This window comes from Ensifer sp. 38_S197 (assembly GCF_056924495.1).
The window spans coordinates 2,364,460-2,382,464 of the sequence record NZ_JBXOVZ010000002.1; the positions used below are offsets into that span (position 1 = coordinate 2,364,460).

21 protein-coding genes are annotated in these 18,005 nt (G+C 62.1%); 15 read left to right on the plus strand and 6 right to left on the minus strand.

Going from position 1 to position 18,005, the window contains the following annotated elements; genetic code table 11:
- The first annotated feature begins 88 nt into the window (after nt 1–88).
- Nucleotides 89–1,444, plus strand: coding sequence for an aspartate aminotransferase family protein (locus AC1Z3V_RS24615; protein WP_483504140.1), 1,356 nt, complete (start codon nt 89–91; stop codon nt 1,442–1,444).
- A gap of 36 nt (nt 1,445–1,480) precedes the next feature.
- Here AC1Z3V_RS24615 and AC1Z3V_RS24620 read toward each other — a convergent pair whose 3' ends face one another.
- Both AC1Z3V_RS24620 and AC1Z3V_RS24625 read right to left on the minus strand, forming a co-directional pair.
- Nucleotides 1,481–2,023, minus strand: coding sequence for a YceI family protein (locus AC1Z3V_RS24620; RefSeq protein WP_429817200.1), 543 nt, complete (start codon nt 2,021–2,023; stop codon nt 1,481–1,483).
- 53 nt (nt 2,024–2,076) lie between these two features.
- A complete protein-coding gene (locus AC1Z3V_RS24625) occupies nt 2,077–2,697 on the minus strand; it encodes a cytochrome b (protein ID WP_483502250.1) in 621 nt (206 codons plus the stop codon).
- Nucleotides 2,698–2,889: 192 nt separating this feature from the next.
- Here AC1Z3V_RS24625 and AC1Z3V_RS24630 point away from each other — a divergent pair, with 192 nt between their 5' ends.
- From AC1Z3V_RS24630 to AC1Z3V_RS24655, 6 genes are all read left to right on the plus strand, one after another.
- Nucleotides 2,890–3,369, plus strand: coding sequence for a hypothetical protein (locus AC1Z3V_RS24630; protein ID WP_483502252.1), 480 nt, complete (start codon nt 2,890–2,892; stop codon nt 3,367–3,369).
- 185 nt (nt 3,370–3,554) lie between these two features.
- A complete protein-coding gene (locus AC1Z3V_RS24635; protein WP_429816844.1) occupies nt 3,555–4,040 on the plus strand; it encodes a GNAT family N-acetyltransferase in 486 nt (161 codons plus the stop codon).
- Nucleotides 4,041–4,100: 60 nt separating this feature from the next.
- The gene (locus tag AC1Z3V_RS24640; RefSeq protein ID WP_483502254.1) at nt 4,101–4,556 is read left to right on the plus strand and encodes a GNAT family N-acetyltransferase; all 456 of its coding nucleotides are present in this window, start codon (nt 4,101–4,103) and stop codon (nt 4,554–4,556) included.
- A 172-nt stretch (nt 4,557–4,728) separates the two neighbouring features.
- Nucleotides 4,729–5,499 (plus strand): triose-phosphate isomerase, encoded by a 771-nt coding sequence (gene tpiA, locus AC1Z3V_RS24645; protein WP_429816850.1) that lies wholly within the window; start codon nt 4,729–4,731, stop codon nt 5,497–5,499.
- 131 nt (nt 5,500–5,630) lie between these two features.
- On the plus strand, nt 5,631–6,107 hold the full coding sequence (gene secG, locus AC1Z3V_RS24650; RefSeq protein ID WP_429816853.1) for a preprotein translocase subunit SecG: 477 nt from the start codon (nt 5,631–5,633) through the stop codon (nt 6,105–6,107).
- A 138-nt stretch (nt 6,108–6,245) separates the two neighbouring features.
- A complete protein-coding gene (locus AC1Z3V_RS24655; protein WP_429817203.1) occupies nt 6,246–7,883 on the plus strand; it encodes a CTP synthase in 1,638 nt (545 codons plus the stop codon).
- Between the two features lie 238 nt (nt 7,884–8,121).
- Here the strand turns inward: AC1Z3V_RS24655 and AC1Z3V_RS24660 are convergent, their stop codons facing one another.
- Genes AC1Z3V_RS24660 through AC1Z3V_RS24675 form a run of 4 tightly spaced genes read right to left on the minus strand, consistent with a single transcriptional unit; the run spans nt 8,122 to nt 10,757 of the window.
- Nucleotides 8,122–8,778 carry a CDP-alcohol phosphatidyltransferase family protein gene (locus tag AC1Z3V_RS24660; RefSeq protein ID WP_429816856.1) on the minus strand — a complete coding sequence of 219 codons (657 nt, stop codon included), beginning with the start codon at nt 8,776–8,778 and terminating at the stop codon, nt 8,122–8,124.
- A complete protein-coding gene (locus tag AC1Z3V_RS24665; protein WP_483502256.1) occupies nt 8,762–9,166 on the minus strand; it encodes a hypothetical protein in 405 nt (134 codons plus the stop codon). The genes AC1Z3V_RS24660 and AC1Z3V_RS24665 overlap by 17 nt, the downstream gene beginning before the upstream one ends.
- Nucleotides 9,163–10,113 (minus strand): phosphatidate cytidylyltransferase, encoded by a 951-nt coding sequence (locus tag AC1Z3V_RS24670; RefSeq protein ID WP_429816860.1) that lies wholly within the window; start codon nt 10,111–10,113, stop codon nt 9,163–9,165. Before AC1Z3V_RS24670 ends, AC1Z3V_RS24665 begins: the two co-directional genes overlap by 4 nt.
- On the minus strand, nt 10,110–10,757 hold the full coding sequence (locus AC1Z3V_RS24675; protein WP_483502257.1) for a lysophospholipid acyltransferase family protein: 648 nt from the start codon (nt 10,755–10,757) through the stop codon (nt 10,110–10,112). Before AC1Z3V_RS24675 ends, AC1Z3V_RS24670 begins: the two co-directional genes overlap by 4 nt.
- Before the next feature lie 291 nt (nt 10,758–11,048).
- Between AC1Z3V_RS24675 and AC1Z3V_RS24680 the strand changes: the two genes are divergently transcribed.
- The 8 genes from AC1Z3V_RS24680 to AC1Z3V_RS24715 all read left to right on the plus strand — a co-directional run bounded on the left by AC1Z3V_RS24680 (nt 11,049) and on the right by AC1Z3V_RS24715 (nt 17,995).
- Nucleotides 11,049–11,174, plus strand: coding sequence for a hypothetical protein (locus tag AC1Z3V_RS24680; protein ID WP_483502259.1), 126 nt, complete (start codon nt 11,049–11,051; stop codon nt 11,172–11,174).
- Nucleotides 11,175–11,384: 210 nt separating this feature from the next.
- Nucleotides 11,385–11,552: a hypothetical protein gene (locus tag AC1Z3V_RS24685; RefSeq protein ID WP_483502260.1), complete on the plus strand. Its 168-nt coding sequence runs from the start codon at nt 11,385–11,387 to the stop codon at nt 11,550–11,552.
- A 177-nt stretch (nt 11,553–11,729) separates the two neighbouring features.
- Nucleotides 11,730–12,620 (plus strand): VOC family protein, encoded by an 891-nt coding sequence (locus tag AC1Z3V_RS24690; RefSeq protein WP_483502261.1) that lies wholly within the window; start codon nt 11,730–11,732, stop codon nt 12,618–12,620.
- Entirely contained in the window at nt 12,620–13,462 is an 843-nt protein-coding gene (kdsA, locus tag AC1Z3V_RS24695) for a 3-deoxy-8-phosphooctulonate synthase (protein WP_483502262.1), read from the plus strand. Before AC1Z3V_RS24690 ends, kdsA begins: the two co-directional genes overlap by 1 nt.
- A 137-nt stretch (nt 13,463–13,599) precedes the next feature.
- Nucleotides 13,600–14,874 carry a phosphopyruvate hydratase gene (gene eno / locus AC1Z3V_RS24700; RefSeq protein ID WP_483502263.1) on the plus strand — a complete coding sequence of 425 codons (1,275 nt, stop codon included), beginning with the start codon at nt 13,600–13,602 and terminating at the stop codon, nt 14,872–14,874.
- Nucleotides 14,875–15,100: 226 nt separating this feature from the next.
- Complete coding sequence (locus tag AC1Z3V_RS24705; RefSeq protein ID WP_429816877.1) at nt 15,101–15,421, plus strand: FtsB family cell division protein; 321 nt, start codon at nt 15,101–15,103, stop codon at nt 15,419–15,421.
- 136 nt (nt 15,422–15,557) lie between these two features.
- Nucleotides 15,558–16,604 (plus strand): pyruvate dehydrogenase (acetyl-transferring) E1 component subunit alpha, encoded by a 1,047-nt coding sequence (gene pdhA / locus AC1Z3V_RS24710; RefSeq protein WP_429816880.1) that lies wholly within the window; start codon nt 15,558–15,560, stop codon nt 16,602–16,604.
- A gap of 17 nt (nt 16,605–16,621) precedes the next feature.
- A complete protein-coding gene (locus AC1Z3V_RS24715; protein WP_429816883.1) occupies nt 16,622–17,995 on the plus strand; it encodes a pyruvate dehydrogenase complex E1 component subunit beta in 1,374 nt (457 codons plus the stop codon).
- The last annotated feature ends 10 nt before the right edge of the window (nt 17,996–18,005 follow it).

Here is an 18,005-nt window from a genome sequence, read left to right on the forward strand (position 1 = left end):
TATACCGAACCGTATCGCCGTTGCCGCCCCTTCGCTTGACGGTGGCGTCGCCAAGCCCGATCTCATTACCGTCGAACAGGCCAAGGCCATGTCGATCGGCGACATCACCACGGCTTTCAAGGAGCACCTGAACCCAGGACAGCTCCACTTCATGAAGCTTCTCGGCTTCCACAAGGTGAAAATCGAGAGCGCCGAGGGCATGTTCTACACCGACCAGAACGGCCGCAAGATTCTCGATTTCTTCGGCGGCTTCGGCTCGCTCGCCTTCGGCCACAATCATCCGCGTATCCTCGACGCCCGCCAGAGGTTCCAGGACGAAAAGCGCCACGAGATCGCGATCGCCTTCATGTCGCAATATGCGGCGGCGCTGGCGAAGAACATCGCTGCCTGCTCACCCGGCGATCTCAACATGGTCTTTCTCGGATCGTCCGGTTCGGAAGCGATGGAGGCTGCGGTCAAGCTCGCCGAGCGCGCTGCCGGTCCGAAGCGACCGAAGGTCGTCTATGCGGAGAATTCTTTCCACGGCAAGACCAAGGGCGTGCTCGCCATCACCGACGGCCAGCTTTACCGTGCCGACTTCAAGGTCACCGACAACACCGTCCGCGTACCCTTTGCCGATATCGAAGCCGTGGAGAACGCCTTCAAATCCGATCCGGAAATCGGCGTCATCGTGCTCGAAACCATCCAGGGCGGCGGCGGCATCATCCAGGCGCCGGCCGAATACTGGCAGAAGCTGCGCGCGCTCTGCGACAAATACGGCGTGCTCTGGGTCGCCGACGAAGTGCAGTGCGGCTATGGCCGCTCCGGTCGCTTCTATGCCTTCGAGCACTACGGCGTCGTGCCCGATGTGACCGCGCTTGCCAAGTCGCTCGGCGCCGGCAAGGCGGCCGTTGGCGCGATGATCGCGCGCCGCGAAGTCTACATGAAGGCCTATGGCACGCCGAAGACCGCGATGATCCACGCCATGGCAACTTTCGGCGGCATGGGCGAGGCCTGCGTGACGGCGATCGAGGGCATCAACGTGCTCTACGACGAACACCTGATCGATCGCGCCGCCGACAGCGGCGATTATCTGCTCGAGCGCCTGCAGGCGCTGAAGGAGAAGTATCCGAAGATCATCAAGGACGTGCGCGGCAAGGGGCTGATGGTCGGTCTCGAGTTCCAGGACTTCAGCCAGACGCTGCCGATGGTGCTGCGCCCTGTTGTCTCGATGCTCGACGAAAAGCTCAAGGGCTCGCTCTCGGGCTTCATCGGCGCGCTGCTGCTGCGCGACTACGACATGCTGGTTGCTTTCACCGAATACAATCGCAACGTCATCCGCCTCGAGCCGCCGCTGATCTGCGAGCGCGCCCATGTCGAACAGTTCATCGCTGCGTTGGACGACCTGCTTGGCCGTGGCATCGTACGCATCGTCAAGGATTTTGTCGGCAGCCAGATCGGCTGAACGACGAACCCATCCTTTTGCGAAGGGCAGGGGCGTTCAGCGCCTCTGCCCTTTGATGTTCATGTCGAATTCGACGACGTTGGAATAGATCGGCGTGCCGACATCCATGCCGTAGGGCGAACGGTGGATATTGCCGCGGATGTTGAAGGCGATCGAACTGCGATTCCAGTCAAGCAGCGTGACGGAGAAGCGCTCCTTGCGGGAGGTGCCGCGGGCCGTCAATGTTCCCTCGACCGCCGCCGTATCGGGGCCGGTTTGCTTCACGTTCGTCGAGCGGAAGGTGACGGTGCTGTAGTTGGCGGCATCGAAGACGGCGCTCGATTTCAGGAAATCCTCGACACGCTTTTCTCCCGTTTTCACGCTCTCCGGATAAAGCGTGAACTCGACCGTCGAGTGGCCGACATCATTTCGGTCGATGCGGAAACTGCCGGAGAATTTGCCGAAGTCACCCACAATTCCTCCACCGCCGGCCTGCGCCACCGTGAAATGGATGCGCGAGGCAGAGGTGATGCCATAGTTGCCGGCGGCGTCGGCAAGGTCTGGCGCGGCGGCGAATGCGAGTGACGGATCGACGGGCATGACCGCCAGAAAGGCGAGCGCTATTGCCCTGGGTGATGGTTGCAGGCGCAGTGTCATGGTTTTTTCCTTCCAGCGATCACCGGATCCGAGCCCGCCGCTTGGGAGTGTTTGCGACGGTGCGATCCGGCCGACAGCATGCGAACGAGGACGTCGTCCCGGCGCGCAAAGTGGTGGTAGAGGGCAGCCAACGCGTGAAACGCGACAAAAGCGAGGAGCAGGTAGGCGAGCGTCATATGGACGAGCGTCCAGAAGTCCTCGGCCGGCGCCGATTTCGCCATCGGTAGATGCGGTATGACGAACCAGTTGAAGTAGAAGCTGGGAATGTTCAGCGTCGAGGTCGAGGCGACGGCCCAGCCGGCGAACGGGACCGCGAGAGCAAGCCCGAGGAGCATGATATGGGTGACGCTGCCGGCACGCTGTTCAAGTGGGCTGAGGCCTGCCGGCGGCTGGGGGCGAGGCTCGACCACATGCCAGAGGGCGCGGATCGCCGCCAGGCCAAGCGCGGTGAAACCCAGCGACTTGTGCCACTGGTAGAGCGAAAACTGCAGCGCTGGATCGATCGGAACCCGGCGCATGATGAAGCCGAGGGCGAGCAAGGCAAGAATGATCACCGCAATCGTCCAGTGAAGGACGATGGTGATCCAGCCGAACCCGGCCTTGTCGTTGCGCAACATGATCGTCTCCGTGTTCACCAGCCCGGCCGCTACAACCCGGTTACGGCGATGAGACCCATGAGCCCATGCTTTTATTCGCTGATAATACCGTAAAATTGCACTGCGATCTTGTTGCAGTCGGCAAGCTGTGATCCACTTGCAGTGGAGGGGGACACGGAGGAGTTGTTCCCGGGAGCAGTTGGGCTGGCATACATGGCGAAGAAAAAAACGACACCGATGAGTCCGCACGAGCGGGAGGCCTACGAACATGCACGTAAGGGCATCCGTTTTGGAACCGAAGCCAAATATGGCGAGGCGATCGACGCCTGGCGTCTGGCGTCCGACATAGCCGACGCGCACCTCGCTTTCACGGACATGTATTACTGGGTCAAGAGCGGCTACGGCGCGGCACTTTGCGATGCCGGGCAATACCGGGAGAGCATTGCCGTCTCGCTGCTGGCTCGAGAATGGACCTTGCAGCGGCGCCAGCCGCTCTCGTCGCTTTCGATCGCGCGCTCCTACCTCGCTCTTGGCGAAGGCGAGGCAGCCGCCCCTTACCTCCGCGAGGTTCACGGCTTGATCGGCGATGCGATCTTCGAGCAGTTCGACGAAGAGTTGGAGGCGGACGTTCACGCGGCGATTGCCGGCCTGGAGAACGGAGAAACGCAGCCGACAGCGGGTCGACCAAAGTGAGGTCGGGTTCCTGAGCCGGAGCCACGACCAATAGCGAACCGGATTTCACCGGCGTTCGCCACTGCGAACGGGCAGGCGCCTTCTCGCCATGATTTCATTTTACGCGCCAATAGCCCTTTTTGCGGGATGCCGACCGTCCTGGCCTCGGATTTTTTTACGTTTTGATTTTTCTTAGGAGTTTCCCGATGCGTGAAACCGTATTGCCGTCTGATGCCGAGGTTAGCCTCCGGCGCATTTCAGCCGCGACCGTCTGTGACGTCTGTGAGCTCAGCGAAACGCTGAGCGACGAACAGCGCAACATGGTGGCGGACAACGGCACCTCGATCGCCGAGGCGCATTTTTCCGAGAATGCCTGGTTCCGCGCGATCTATGCTGAGGAGACGCTGGTCGGCTTCATCATGCTACATGAGGGATCCGACTGGGACGACGGCATCGATTGCCCCGGCGTCTATCTCTGGCGCTTCATGATTGCCCGTCCGTTTCAGGGCCGGGGCTTTGGCAAGCAGGCGATCGCCCTCGTCGTGCGCGATCTGAAAGCCCGCGGTCTTCGCGAACTCTACACGAGCTATGGGCAGGGGTCCGGCAGCCCCGATGGATTTTATCGTGGCCTCGGCTTTGAGCCGACGGGCGAGCATTATGATGGCGAGCTTGAGGCCGTACTGAAGTTTTAGAACCGTGCGGACATGGCTCGCCGGCGTCATCTCTGCCGATCAGATTTTATGAATACGATTATGAGTAACGATCTATACGAGGCCAATCGCCTCACCTGGAACGCGGCGACGGTCACCGCCGGCGCCGTGCCCGTCGCCATTCGCCCCTGGCGTCCGGAGGAAGGCGAACGGTTGCTTGCAATCTGGCTCGCCGCATCGCGTATCGGCCATCCGTTTCTCGGTGAGGCGCGCCTTGTCGAGCAGCAGCAGCTGGTGCGGGACACTTACTTGCCGATGGCAGACAATTGGGTCGCCGAAATCGACGGGCAGGTCGTGGGCTTCATCGGCCTGATCGAGAACTTTATTGGCGGACTGTTCGTCGATCCGGACATCCACGGCGCCGGCGTCGGTCGCGCCCTTGTCGAGGATGCCGCGGCGCGCCTCGGGCAACTCGAAGTCAGCGGACAATCGGGCGGCCGTCGACTTCTATCGTCGCCGCGGCTTCGTCGAAACCGGGCGCAGAGATACGGACGATGAAGGACTGCCTTTCGCCGTGATCGCCATGATGCGCAGCGCATGACAATCCCAGCGCAGTGGGGTGGTGCAACTCGCCTCACCGTACGGGAATAATCGCCGGCAGCGCTTTTATTTGCCTGCCGCATTTGCTAGGCCGCTTCCGGAGAAAAGCATAAGATCCGGAGGAAATTGCATGACGCCCGATATCCGCCCGCTCGTCGCCGGCAATTGGAAGATGAACGGAACCCGCGCCTCGCTCGATCAGATCAAGGCGATGGCCGAAGGGGTCAAGGGCGAACTTTCCGCCAAGGTCGAAACCCTGATCTGCCCGCCCGCGACCCTGCTCTATGTGGCAACGGCGCTTTGCGACGACAGCCCGCTGATGATCGGCGCGCAGGATTGCCATCAGAAGCAGTCGGGCGCCCACACCGGCGACGTTTCCGCCGAAATGATCGCCGATTGCTTCGGCACCCACGTCATCGTCGGCCATTCCGAGCGCCGCACCGACCACGCCGAAAGCGATGCGCTGGTTCGCGCGAAGACGGAAGCGGCGCATGCCGCCGAGCTCGTGGCGATCGTCTGCATCGGCGAGACCGGCGATGAGCGCAAGTCCGGCAAGACGCTCGATGTTCTGCAGCGCCAGCTCGCCGAGAGCCTGCCGGATGCGGCGACCGCCGAAAACACCGTTATCGCGTACGAACCCGTCTGGGCGATCGGTACCGGCCTGACCCCGACGGCAGCCGATGTCGAGGAGGCGCATGCCTTCATGCGCAAGGAACTCGTTTCGCGCTTCGGCAACACCGGAGCCAAGATGCGCATCCTCTACGGCGGCTCGGTCAAGCCGTCCAATGCCAAGGAGCTGATGGGCGTCGCCAATGTCGACGGCGCCCTGATCGGCGGCGCGAGCTTGAAAGCGGAAGACTTCCTCGCCATCTACCGGGCTTATGAAGAATTGACGGCCTGATCGCCCGCATCGCCGGGCAGGGGCTTGGAATGGCGCACGGCATGGTATAAAGAGGCGCGAAAATTGCGCCCGGCCATGCCGAGTTTGCGCATGGTTTGATTCGTGTGCCCAAAGGGCAGGACTGGAAGCTGATGCAGACCGTACTACTCGTCATCTATCTCATGGTCGTCGTCGCCCTGATCGGCGTCGTTCTCATCCAGCGTTCCGAAGGCGGTGGTCTCGGCATCGGCGGCGGCTCGGGCTTCATGTCCGCGCGCGGCACGGCCAATGCGCTGACCCGGACGACCGCAATCCTCGCGGCCCTGTTCTTCGCCTTGGCGCTTGCCATGGGTATCCTTGCACGCTACCAGCCGCAGGCGACCGACATCCTTGATCGTATCCCGGGCACCAGCTCCAATGGCGGTGGCGTTCTTAACTCGCTTGGCGGCGGCAATACCCAGGCTCCCGCCGGTGGTGCGACGCAGCAGCAGCCGGCAACTGCCCCGGCAACGGGCAACGGTGTCCCCTCGACGGCACCCGCAACGTCGGGCCAAGCTCCGGCAGGCGGCGCAACGACCGAGACGCCCGCCAACAACAATTCGGGATCGCAAGTTCCCAGCGGCCAATAAGGTCGCACTTCTAAAGAACCCGCCGGCGGATGTTTCATCCGCCGGTTTTGTTTTGTGTGAAATCTGCCTCCATCCCTAGGCGAAAAGTTCTGGAACATGAATTTTTCGGTGGCGGAATCATTTGTGAAAAGGTATCCGGTGACTCCCATGGCGCGATATGTATTCATCACTGGCGGCGTGGTTTCCTCCCTCGGAAAAGGCATCGCTGCAGCGGCTCTCGGAGCACTGCTGCAGGCGCGTGGCTACCGGGTGAGACTGCGCAAGCTCGACCCCTACCTCAACGTTGATCCGGGCACCATGAGCCCGACCCAGCACGGCGAGGTTTTCGTAACCGACGATGGCGCGGAGACCGATCTCGATCTCGGCCATTATGAACGCTTCACGGGGCGTTCGGCGACGAAGACCGACAACATCACCACGGGCCGGATCTACAAGAACATCATCGACAAGGAACGGCGCGGCGACTATCTCGGCGCGACGGTTCAGGTGATCCCGCACGTCACCAACGAAATCAAGAACTTCGTCACCGAAGGCAATGATGATTACGACTTCGTGCTCTGTGAAATCGGCGGTACGGTCGGCGACATCGAAGCGATGCCGTTCATGGAGGCGATCCGCCAGCTCGGCAACGACCTGCCGCGCGGCACCGCAGTTTACGTCCATCTGACGCTGATGCCCTATATTCCGGCAGCCGGCGAGCTGAAGACCAAGCCGACGCAGCATTCGGTCAAGGAACTGCAGGCGCTCGGCATTCATCCCGATATCCTGCTCGTTCGCGCCGACCGCGAAATTCCGGAAGCCGAGCGCCGCAAGCTTTCGCTGTTCTGCAACGTCCGCCAGTCGGCCGTTATCCAGGCGCTCGACGTTGCCTCGATCTATGACGTTCCGATCGCCTACCACAAGGAAGGCCTCGACAACGAAGTGCTCGCCGCCTTCGGCATCGAGCCGGCGCCGAAGCCGCGCATGGAAGCCTGGGAACGCGTTGCCGACCGGATCCGCACGCCGGAGGGCGAGGTCACGATCGCGATCGTCGGCAAGTACACGGGCCTCAAGGATGCCTACAAGTCGCTGATCGAAGCGCTTTACCACGGCGGTATCGCCAACCGGGTGAAGGTCAAACTCGAGTGGATCGAGTCCGAAGTCTTCGAGAAGGAAGATCCCGCACCCTATCTCGAGAAGGTGCACGGTATCCTCGTTCCCGGCGGATTCGGCGAACGTGGCTCCGAGGGCAAGATCAATGCTGCGCGCTTTGCCCGCGAGCGCAAGGTGCCCTACTTCGGCATCTGCTTCGGCATGCAGATGGCGGTCGTGGAAGCGGCCCGCAATCTCGCCGGCATCGAGAAGGCTTCGTCCACGGAGTTCGGTCCGACCAAGGAGCCGGTCGTCGGCCTGATGACCGAATGGGTGAAAGGCAACGAACTCGAGAAGCGTTCCGCCGCTGGCGATCTCGGCGGCACGATGCGTCTCGGCGCCTATCGCGCGTCACTCAAGGGCAATACCAAGATCGCCGAGATCTATGGTTCGACTGATATTTCCGAGCGTCACCGCCATCGCTACGAAGTCAACGTCGACTACAAGGACCGCCTGGAGTCCTGTGGCCTCGTTTTCTCCGGCATGTCGCCGGACGGCGTGTTGCCGGAAACGGTCGAATATCCGGATCATCCGTGGTTCATCGGCGTCCAGTACCACCCGGAATTGAAGTCGCGCCCGCTCGACCCGCATCCGCTTTTTGCGAGCTTCGTCGAAGCGGCACTGGAACAGTCCCGCCTCGTCTAAGTCGGGATTGCAAGAATTGAGAAAGGCCGGTCGCATGATCGGCCTTTTTCATATGCGCCGGTGTCCGCAACGTTTGCGCGTTCAAGGCCGTAGGGGTGAAGGCAATGGTGCTGACGAGAAGGATTCCGAGCAGAAGCGCCACGCCGTAACCATTTGATAGTTGATCGGCGAAACATCAGGGCGGCGTCCGCGGGGTTTGTCGCGCGGGCGTCGACCGGTGGCGGCGATAGGGACGCGGTCAGCCTTTCTGGATGGCGTTCTGCCGGAGCCAGGTGATTTGGCGGCGGGCGCGCAAGAGGGCGGTCAGCGCCGCCCCGATCGACACCAGCAGCAGCGCTGCCCAGAGGATTTCGCCGTCACCAAGCCAAAGCCCTTCAAGGGACGATAGGACAGCAGCGGCCGTCATGGTCGCCATGCGGTGCTGCTTGGCCATCGGGCCGGAGAAGTCGCTCGGAGCGCCATTGGCGCGGCCAAGTTCGCGCACATAGGCCGTCAGCACGGCGAAGGCGGCCGCGGCAAAGCCGAGCGCAGGCAAGCCGATGCCATATCCAGCGCCGACGAAAATGAAAATGTCCGCGATGCGGTCGGGAAATTCGTTCCAGAACGGGCCGTCGGCCTCGCCCTTGCCGCCCTCGACGGCGACCATGCCGTCGAAGAGATTGCAGAGCAGGCGCAACTGGCAGAAGAGGGCGGCGGCAATGAACAGCGCGCCCCTCATCCCATCCTGAGTTTCGCCCGTCAGCCAGAAGGCAAGCCCTGCAAAGGCGGCGGCCAACATGCTTGCCTGCGAGATCCGGTTGGGCGTGACATTCATCGACGCCAGCCGTCGCGCGATCGCCTGTGCCCAGCGGCTGTTGCGGCTTGCGAGCGGCCTGCGGTCACCGGTCTCGGTCATGCCCAGGCTCTCTTCGGCTGATGGAATAGTTATAGATGGCGGCGTAGGTGGTCGACACCGCGAGCGGCAGGGCGATCGTCCTCAGGATCTCCGGCGTGCCGCTGGCCGTGTGGATCGCGGCGAGCATTGCTGACGAACCGAGGCAGGCGAGAAGTGGCGGCAGGAACAAACGTTTTGCCCCGCGAAACCGCCTGGAAAGCGCGTCGATCACTGTCTTGAGGTAGAGGGTCAGAAGTGCCGAGAGTGTACCTTGCACGATCGCGGCAAGAAGCGGCTTGGGCATCGGATGATGGCGATTGGCGAAAAGCGCCCAGCCGCCCATGGCAAAAAAGGCGAATGCCACGTGCACCATGCCGTTGCCCGCCAGGCCCCTCAGCTTCGCCGTCATGTCAGTGACCACCAGTAACGTGTCAGGTGGAAGAAGATCGGTGCGGAGAAGACGACGGAATCCAACCGGTCGATCAGCCCGCCATGGCCCTCGATCAGATGGCCCCAGTCCTTGACGCCGCGGTCACGCTTGATCGCCGACATGACGAGTCCGCCGAAAAAGCCCATCAGGGTGATGAGCAGCGACATCAACGCGGCCTGGGACGGCGTGAACGGAGTGATCCACCAGAGCGACGCGCCGATCAGGGTGGCGCTTGCGACCCCGCCGATAAAGCCCTCGACCGTCTTCGAGGGCGAAAGGGTCGGTGCGATCTTGGTCCGCCCGAAGAGCTTGCCCCAGACATATTGCAGCACGTCGCTGGACTGAACGACGATGACCAGGAAGGCGATGAGAAGGACGTTGCGCCCTTCGTAATCCGGGATCTGCAGTGTCAGGAGTGCTGGCACGTGCGAGGCGCAGAAGACGCAGATCATCAGCGCCCATTGCACCTCCGCGATCCTGAGCAGGAAATCGCGCGTGTCGCCACGCATGACGGCGATGATCGGCATCAGCAGAAAGGCGTAGACCGGCACGAAGATCGAGTAGATGCCGTATTGCTCGGCCCACAGCAGGACGTAGTTGATCGGCAGAACAACGAAGAACGCGGCAGCAATCGCCCAATGGTCGCCGCGGCGGGTCTTGATCAGCGTGATGAATTCGCGCAGCGCCGCGAAAGAGCAGAAGGCGAAAAGCAGGAGCACGCCGACCCGGCCGGCAACGAAGGCGATGGCGATCAGCACCACCATCGCCCACCATGCCTTGATGCGGGCGTTGAGGTTCTCGATTGCGCCGTTCGACCCATCCGGCGAGAGCTTTTGCTTCAGGACGTAGCCGATGCTCGACGCCAGGACGAGAATGCCGCCGACGCCCAGGAGCAGTTTGAGCATGTCCAAGGTCGCCGCGCTCATGCGTCGTCTTCCGTCGATGAAGGTGAGAGCGCGAGCATGGCCGCCTCGGCGCGGGCGATGAACTCGTCCTTCGTCTCCTGCGCCTTGAGATGCATCGGTTCGCCGAAGGTTACGGTACAGATGAGCGGGATCGGCACGAACTCCCCCTTCGGCATGACGCGGTTGAGATTGTTGATCCAGACAGGAACCAGTGCCACATCCGGCCGCTTGCAGGCGAGGTGATAGAGCCCGCTTTTGAAGGGCAGCAGCCGTGCCTCGGTCTGATTGCGCGTTCCCTCGGGAAAGAGAATCAGCGACGAGCCGTCGTTAAGAACGGCCGTCATTTGCTCGACCGGATCCTGGGTGCGGGCCGCCGGGTCGCGCTCGATCAGCACCGCATCGAAGACGTCGCGGCCGATGAAGGCCGACAGCTTCGATTTCAGCCAGTATTCCGCGCCGGCAACCGGCCGCGCGCGTTCCCGAAGCCAGGGCGGCAACACCGCCCAGATCAGCACAAAATCGCCGTGGCTGGAATGATTGGCGAAATAGATGCTCTGCTTCGGCGGGAGACCCGTCTCATGCCAGATGGCGCGCGCCGCAGTCAGCGCGCGCGCAAACATCATGATCGCAATGGAGGCGAGCTTGGCCGTCAAATCGCGGATCATGTCGATTCATATCCAAGCGGAAACCAGATCGGCGTCCCGACGCGCCTTGCGCAGCCTATCGGCCGTGCCCGGATGCGTTTCATGCCTTGCAACAAGAAGATCAAGCGCTGCCCCTCAGCCTGCCGCCCGGCGTAACTCCAGGCTGCATCGAACAACATTACGCGATTGTATCCGCTTCTCAAGCGGTCGAAATCACAGGCAGGGTGATAACGTGCCGGGCGCCTTGGATATTCGCTCTCGGCAGACGGGGATGGATCCACAGCAATCGACCGAACTGAGATCGACGGGCATTTGCCGGCTGGCTTCGTGCTTGCCGGCTTTCACGAGGATTGGCAGCCGTCACCTCGTTTCCTGATCGACAGGTTCGTGCCGACCTTCATCGCCACCTGCGCCATCAAGAACGATCTTGGTCTTTGAGGTAAGCGAGCCGAGAACCGTGCGCGCCTCGTGCGGCGCACCGGACGATCAGAGCGATCGCGGCGTCTGCGGTGACCCGCGGTTGCGTTCCCGGGGTAAGCTGCACGTCGATCATCGACCCTTGTTACGTCGCGTTACTGTTACGTACTCGCCAAATCACCGGTTTCATTCTTTTCTGTTCGTCAGGGAAACTGGAAAGGGGCAATACGCATGCGCTTGATCACCTTGTTATTCGTGCCGTTGGCGATCGTGGCGGGGCTTGCCGGCTGTGCCTCCACGTCCTCGACCAATACGACCTACGCGCAGCCCCAAACCTTCGCCCCCGGTCTCGGGGCGGGAAATACGGCCAACGCGACGGCGGCTCCGGGCTACTACTGAGGCAGTCCGACACTCGCTAGGCAAAGGTAACTCTGCGGCGGGCGCGGCCCGGCGCGGAGCGTTTCTGGTTACGGCCCGTCTTCGGACGCCAGCGACCAATCGGCTCCATGGCCGTGACCCGACTTGCATTCGCCGGCCAAAAGTTGCAAACAGCGGCGAACCATCAGGGAAAACGCCATGAGCCTCTCCAAGCGCACCACCCGCCCGCTCGATCACCTCGTGCTGCCGGTGGATACGCTTACCCAGGCCCGGCGTCGCCTGTCCGAACTCGGTTTTACCGTCGCTGAGGACGCCCGCCATCCTTTCGGCACCGAGAATGCCTGCGTCTTCTTTTCCGATGGCACCTATCTCGAACCGTTGGCCGTTGCTTCCCGCGAGGAATGTGAAGCCGCCGCACTCGATGGCAATGCCTTTGTCGCGCGCGATCAGGCCTTCCGTTTTCGCCAGGGGCCAGAAGGTCTCTCGGCGCTGGTCTTCGGCACCGAGGATGCCGCGAGCGATCACATCCGCTTTCGGGCACGCGGCATTTCCGGCGGCGACATGCTGGAGTTTTCCCGCCCGATGAAGCTGCCGGATGGCCGTGAGGGACTGGGCTCCTTCCGCCTTGCCTTCGCGGCTGATCTGCGCTCGCCGGATTTCTTCCTCTTCAACTGTCAGCGTGTCCGGGCGCTGCCCACCGATCGGGCCGCACTGGAGCAGCATGAAAACGGCGTGACCGGCATCGCCGAGGTGGTCCTGTCGGAAACCAACCCGACCGATTTCCAGTACCTCCTGCAGGAGGCGGTCGACGAACGCGAGGTCACGGCCCATTCCTTCGGCATGGATGTATCGGCCACCAACGCCAAGATTTCGGTGCTGAACCCTGCCGGAATGGAAGCCTTCTTCGGCTGTTCGGTGCGGGGTGCCGAGCGCGGCCTGCGTGGCCGCGCCGTCGTTTTCCGCGTCACCGACCTGGAGGCGACACGCGCTCTTTTCGCTGAGAACGATATCGAATTTGCAGAAATGGGCGGACGCCTCATTGTCCCCGAAATGCCGGGGCAAGGGGTGATCTTCGCTTTTGGAGCTTGATGATGAAAACCAATGCCAGAGTAGTAGTCGGCAACGGCGCCCACCAGGTCGCCTTCGCGCAAACCGAGAAGCTGTCGCTGATCGCCGGCCCCTGCCAGATGGAGAGCCGCGAACACGCCTTCATGATCGCGGGCGCCCTCTTTGAACTCTGCAAGAAGCTCGGTATCGGCCTCGTCTACAAGTCTTCCTTCGACAAGGCGAACCGGACGTCGCTCTCCGGCAAGCGCGGCATCGGCCTCGAGAAGGCGATGGAGATCTTCGCTGATCTCAAGAAGGAATTCGGTTTCCCGGTACTGACCGACGTGCACACCGAGGAGCAGTGTGCTCTGGTGGCCCCGACAGTCGACGTCCTGCAGATCCCGGCTTTCCTGTCGCGCCAGACCGACCTTCTGGTCGCTGCCGCCAAGACCGGCCGCGCGATTAACGTGAAGAAGGGCCAGTTCCTGGCGCCCTGGGACATGAAGAACGTGCTGGCGAAATTCACCGAAAGCGGCAATCCGAACGTCCTGCTCTGCGAGCGCGGCGCCTCCTTCGGCTACAACACGCTGGTCTCCGATATGCGCTCGCTGCCGATCATGGCTTCGCTCGGCGCACCCGTCGTCTTCGACGCCACCCATTCGGTGCAGCAGCCGGGCGGGCAGGGCGGTTCTTCGGGCGGCCAGCGTGAATTCGTCGAGACGCTGGCCCGTGCGGCCGTGGCCGTCGGTGTCGCCGGCGTCTTCGTCGAGACGCATGAAGACCCGGACAACGCACCGTCGGACGGCCCGAACATGGTGCACCTGAAAGACATGCCGCGGCTGCTCGAAAAGCTGCTCGCCTTCGACGCGATCGCCAAGGGTTGAGCCCTCAGCGACGCTTCGCGAAGTTTTCATGAACCGCAATGGCGCGAACGGTTTTGCATCTTGCGCGCCATTGTAATTTCGAGGCCTTGGCGTATGACAGGCCCCGACCACCCACCGTCCTCAACAGGGAAGAGATCATGACTGCAATCATCGACATCATCGGCCGAGAAATTCTGGACAGCCGCGGCAACCCGACCGTCGAGGTCGACGTGTACCTGGAAGACGGAAGCTTCGGCCGTGCGGCGGTCCCGTCGGGCGCCTCGACCGGTGCGCATGAAGCTGTCGAGCTGCGCGATGGTGGCACGCGTTACCTCGGCAAGGGCGTCGAGCGCGCCGTCGAAGCCGTCAACGGCGAGATCTTCGAAGCGATCGGCGGTCTCGATGCCGAGAACCAGATCCAGATCGACAAGACCATGATCGAACTCGACGGCACGTCGAACAAGTCGCGCCTCGGCGCCAACGCCATCCTCGGCGTTTCGCTGGCCGTCGCCAAGGCCGCGGCCGAAGCTGCCGGCCTGCCGCTCTACCGCTACGTCGGCGGTCCGAACGCCCACGTGCTGCCGGTCCCGATGATGAACATCATCAACGGCGGCGCCCATGCCGACAACCCGATCGACTTCCAGGAATTCATGATCGTTCCTGTCGGTGCCGATACGATGCGCGACGCGGTGCGCATGGGTTCGGAAGTGTTCCACACGCTGAAGAAGCAGCTTGCGGCCGACGGCCACAACACCAATGTCGGCGACGAAGGCGGCTTCGCCCCGGGGCTTGCCTCTGCTCCGGCGGCGCTCGACTTCATCATGAAGTCGATCGAGAAGGCCGGCTACAAGCCGGGCGAAGATATGTTCATCGCGCTTGATTGCGCCGCAACCGAATTCTTCAAGGACGGCAAGTACGTGCTCGAAGGTGAGGGCCGCACGCTGGAGCCGGGCGCCATGGCCGAATACCTGGCGGAGCTCGCTGCCAAGTACCCGATCTTCTCGATCGAAGACGGCATGGCGGAAGACGACTGGGACGGCTGGAAGGCCGTGACCGACAAGATCGGCTCGAAGGTCCAGCTCGTTGGCGACGACCTGTTCGTCACCAACTCGGCGCGCCTGCGCGACGGCATCAAGATGGGCGTCGCCAACTCGATCCTCGTCAAGGTCAACCAGATCGGCTCGCTCTCCGAGACGCTCGATGCCGTCGAGACGGCGCACAAGGCGCGCTACACCGCCGTCATGTCGCACCGCTCGGGCGAAACCGAAGACGCCACGATCGCCGATCTCGCGGTTGCCACCAACTGCGGCCAGATCAAGACCGGCTCGCTCGCCCGTTCGGACCGGCTCGCCAAGTACAACCAGCTCATCCGCATCGAAGAGCAGCTCGGCCTGCAGGCCAAGTACGCCGGCCGCTCGATCCTGCGCGGCTGATCCCAGAGCGGGATGAGGAAAAGTGTGCGCGGTTTTCCGCCCGCATCCCGCTCTAACTTACTGAAGCGCCGCGCGTCCGGTCGGACGCGCAATGCAGCAGCTAACAAACGAACCCGCTCACGTTTCCACGTGGGCGGGTTTCTGTTTTCCTGCCATTCATGGTCAACGGTCGGTTAATCAATCGCCGCTAATCTGACTTCCGTATTGCGTATCAGGGCGTGAACGGATGTGGACACGGCATCATAAGAAACGGAAACTGGGTCGGCTGGTGATGCCGCTGATCGCGGTCGCCTTTCTCTCTTACTTCGGCTATCATTCCATCCACGGCGGCTATGGCCTGAAGGCGACCGAGCAATTCGATCGCCAGATCGTCGAGCGGCAGGCGCGGCTGGATGAGCTCACGAAGCGGCGAATGATCCTTGAAAAAGAGGTTCAGCTGATGAGTGACGGGTCGCTGGAACGGGACATGCTGGATGAAAAAGCTCGCCTCGCGCTGAACATGTCGCGAAGCGACGAGATCGTTATTTTTCACCGCGCCGCAAATTAACCTGAATTCAGTTAATTAAGATTTGTAAAGTAAATTCAACTATTTGCGTGGAATGCGAGCCATGCAAATATGGCATTGCTGTGGCTGCTTTCTTTCCCTATGGTAACCGCAAAAGGCTAACCATTGGGAGGAACGAATGGCTCCGCGAAAATCCGCGTCCGTTTCCAGCCGCAAGAGTGCCGCAAAGCCGGCGAAGAAAGATTTCAACGGCGGCACCTTCGCCGAATTCTCCAAGGAAGAAGATCTCAATGCCTACCGCGAGATGCTGCTGATCCGGCGTTTCGAGGAAAAAGCCGGCCAGCTCTACGGCATGGGCTTCATCGGCGGCTTCTGTCACCTCTATATCGGCCAGGAAGCGGTCGTTGTCGGCATGCAGGCGGCGCTGAAGGAAGGCGACCAGGTCATCACCGGTTACCGTGATCACGGCCATATGCTGGCCTGCGGCATGAGCGCCCGCGGCGTGATGGCCGAACTCACCGGTCGTCGCGGCGGTCTTTCCAAGGGGAAGGGCGGCTCGATGCACATGTTCTCCAAGGAAAAGCACTTCTACGGCGGTCACGGCATCGTCGGCGCCCAGGTGTCGCTCGGCACCGGTCTCGCTTTCGCCAACCGCTACCGCGGCAATGACAATGTTTCCGTTGCCTACTTCGGTGACGGCGCGGCCAACCAGGGCCAGGTTTACGAAAGCTTCAACATGGCGCAGCTCTGGAAGCTGCCGGTGATCTACGTGATCGAGAACAACCGTTACGCCATGGGCACCGCCGTTTCCCGCGCCTCGGCACAGACCGACTTCTCGCAGCGTGGCGTTTCCTTCAACATTCCGGGCTTTCAGGTGGATGGCATGGACGTTCGCGCCGTCAAGGCCGCGGCCGACGAGGCTGTCGCCCATTGCCGCTCGGGCAAGGGCCCGATCATTCTGGAAATGCTGACCTACCGCTACCGCGGCCACTCGATGTCCGACCCGGCGAAGTATCGTTCGAAGGATGAAGTGCAGAAGATGCGCTCGGAGCATGATCCGATCGAGCAGGTGAAGGCCCGTCTCATGGAGAAGGGCTGGGCGAGCGAAGACGAGCTCAAGCAGATCGACAAGGAAGTCCGCGATATCGTTGCCGATAGCGCCGATTTCGCCCAGGCCGATCCGGAGCCGGATGCATCCGAGCTCTACACAGACATCCTGCTTTGATCCGGGGAGGGACAAACATGCCAGTAGAAATTCTTATGCCCGCCCTTTCCCCGACGATGGAGGAAGGCACGCTCTCAAAATGGCTGAAGAACGAGGGGGACAAGGTGTCCTCCGGCGACGTCATCGCCGAAATCGAGACGGACAAGGCAACGATGGAAGTCGAAGCCGTCGATGAAGGCACGATCGGCAAGCTGCTGATCGCGGCCGGCACCGAAGGCGTCAAGGTCAACACGCCGATCGCCGTGCTGCTGCAGGACGGTGAAGCCGCCGGCGATATCGCCGTTGCTCCGAAGGCCGAAGCGCCGAAGGCGGCAGCAGCCGAGGCTCCGGCCGCTTCCGCGCCGGCTCCGGTAGCAGCCCAGCCGAAGGTCGAAGTTGCCGCCGATCCGGCAATCCCGGCCGGCACCGAAATGGTCACGATGACCGTTCGCGAAGCCCTTCGCGATGCGATGGCCGAAGAAATGCGCGCCAGCGATGACGTTTTCGTCATGGGCGAAGAAGTCGCCGAATATCAGGGCGCCTACAAGATCACCCAGGGCCTGCTGCAGGAATTCGGCTCTCGCCGCGTCATCGATACCCCGATCACCGAGCATGGCTTTGCCGGTGTCGGCGTCGGCGCTGCCATGACCGGCCTGCGTCCGATCGTCGAGTTCATGACCTTCAACTTCGCCATGCAGGCGATCGACCAGATCATCAACTCCGCCGCCAAGACGCTCTATATGTCCGGCGGCCAGATGGGCGCCCCGATCGTCTTCCGCGGCCCGAGCGGTGCCGCTGCCCGCGTGGCCGCCCAGCACTCGCAGTGCTATGCTGCCTGGTACAGCCATATCCCCGGCCTCAAGGTCGTCATGCCCTACACGGCAGCCGACGCCAAGGGTCTGCTGAAGGCGGCGATCCGCGATCCGAACCCGGTCATCTTCCTCGAGAACGAAATCCTCTACGGTCACTCCTTTGAAGTGCCGAAGCTCGACGATTTCGTTCTGCCGATCGGCAAGGCCCGCATCCACAAGCAGGGCAAGGACGCGACGATCGTCTCCTTCGGTATCGGCATGACCTATGCCGTCAAGGCGGTTGCCGAGCTCGAAGCCCTGGGCATCGACGTCGAACTGATCGACCTGCGCACCATCCGCCCGATGGACCTGCCGACGGTCATCGAATCCGTCAAGAAGACCGGGCGTCTCGTCACCGTCGAAGAAGGCTATCCGCAGTCATCCGTCGGCACCGAAATCGCCACCCGCGTCATGCAGCAGGCATTCGACTACCTTGACGCCCCGATCCTGACGATCGCCGGCAAGGACGTGCCGATGCCTTACGCCGCGAACCTCGAGAAGCTGGCGCTTCCGAGCGTCGCAGAGGTCGTCGATGCGGTGAAAGCCGTTTGCTACAAATAAGGGGAGGGCC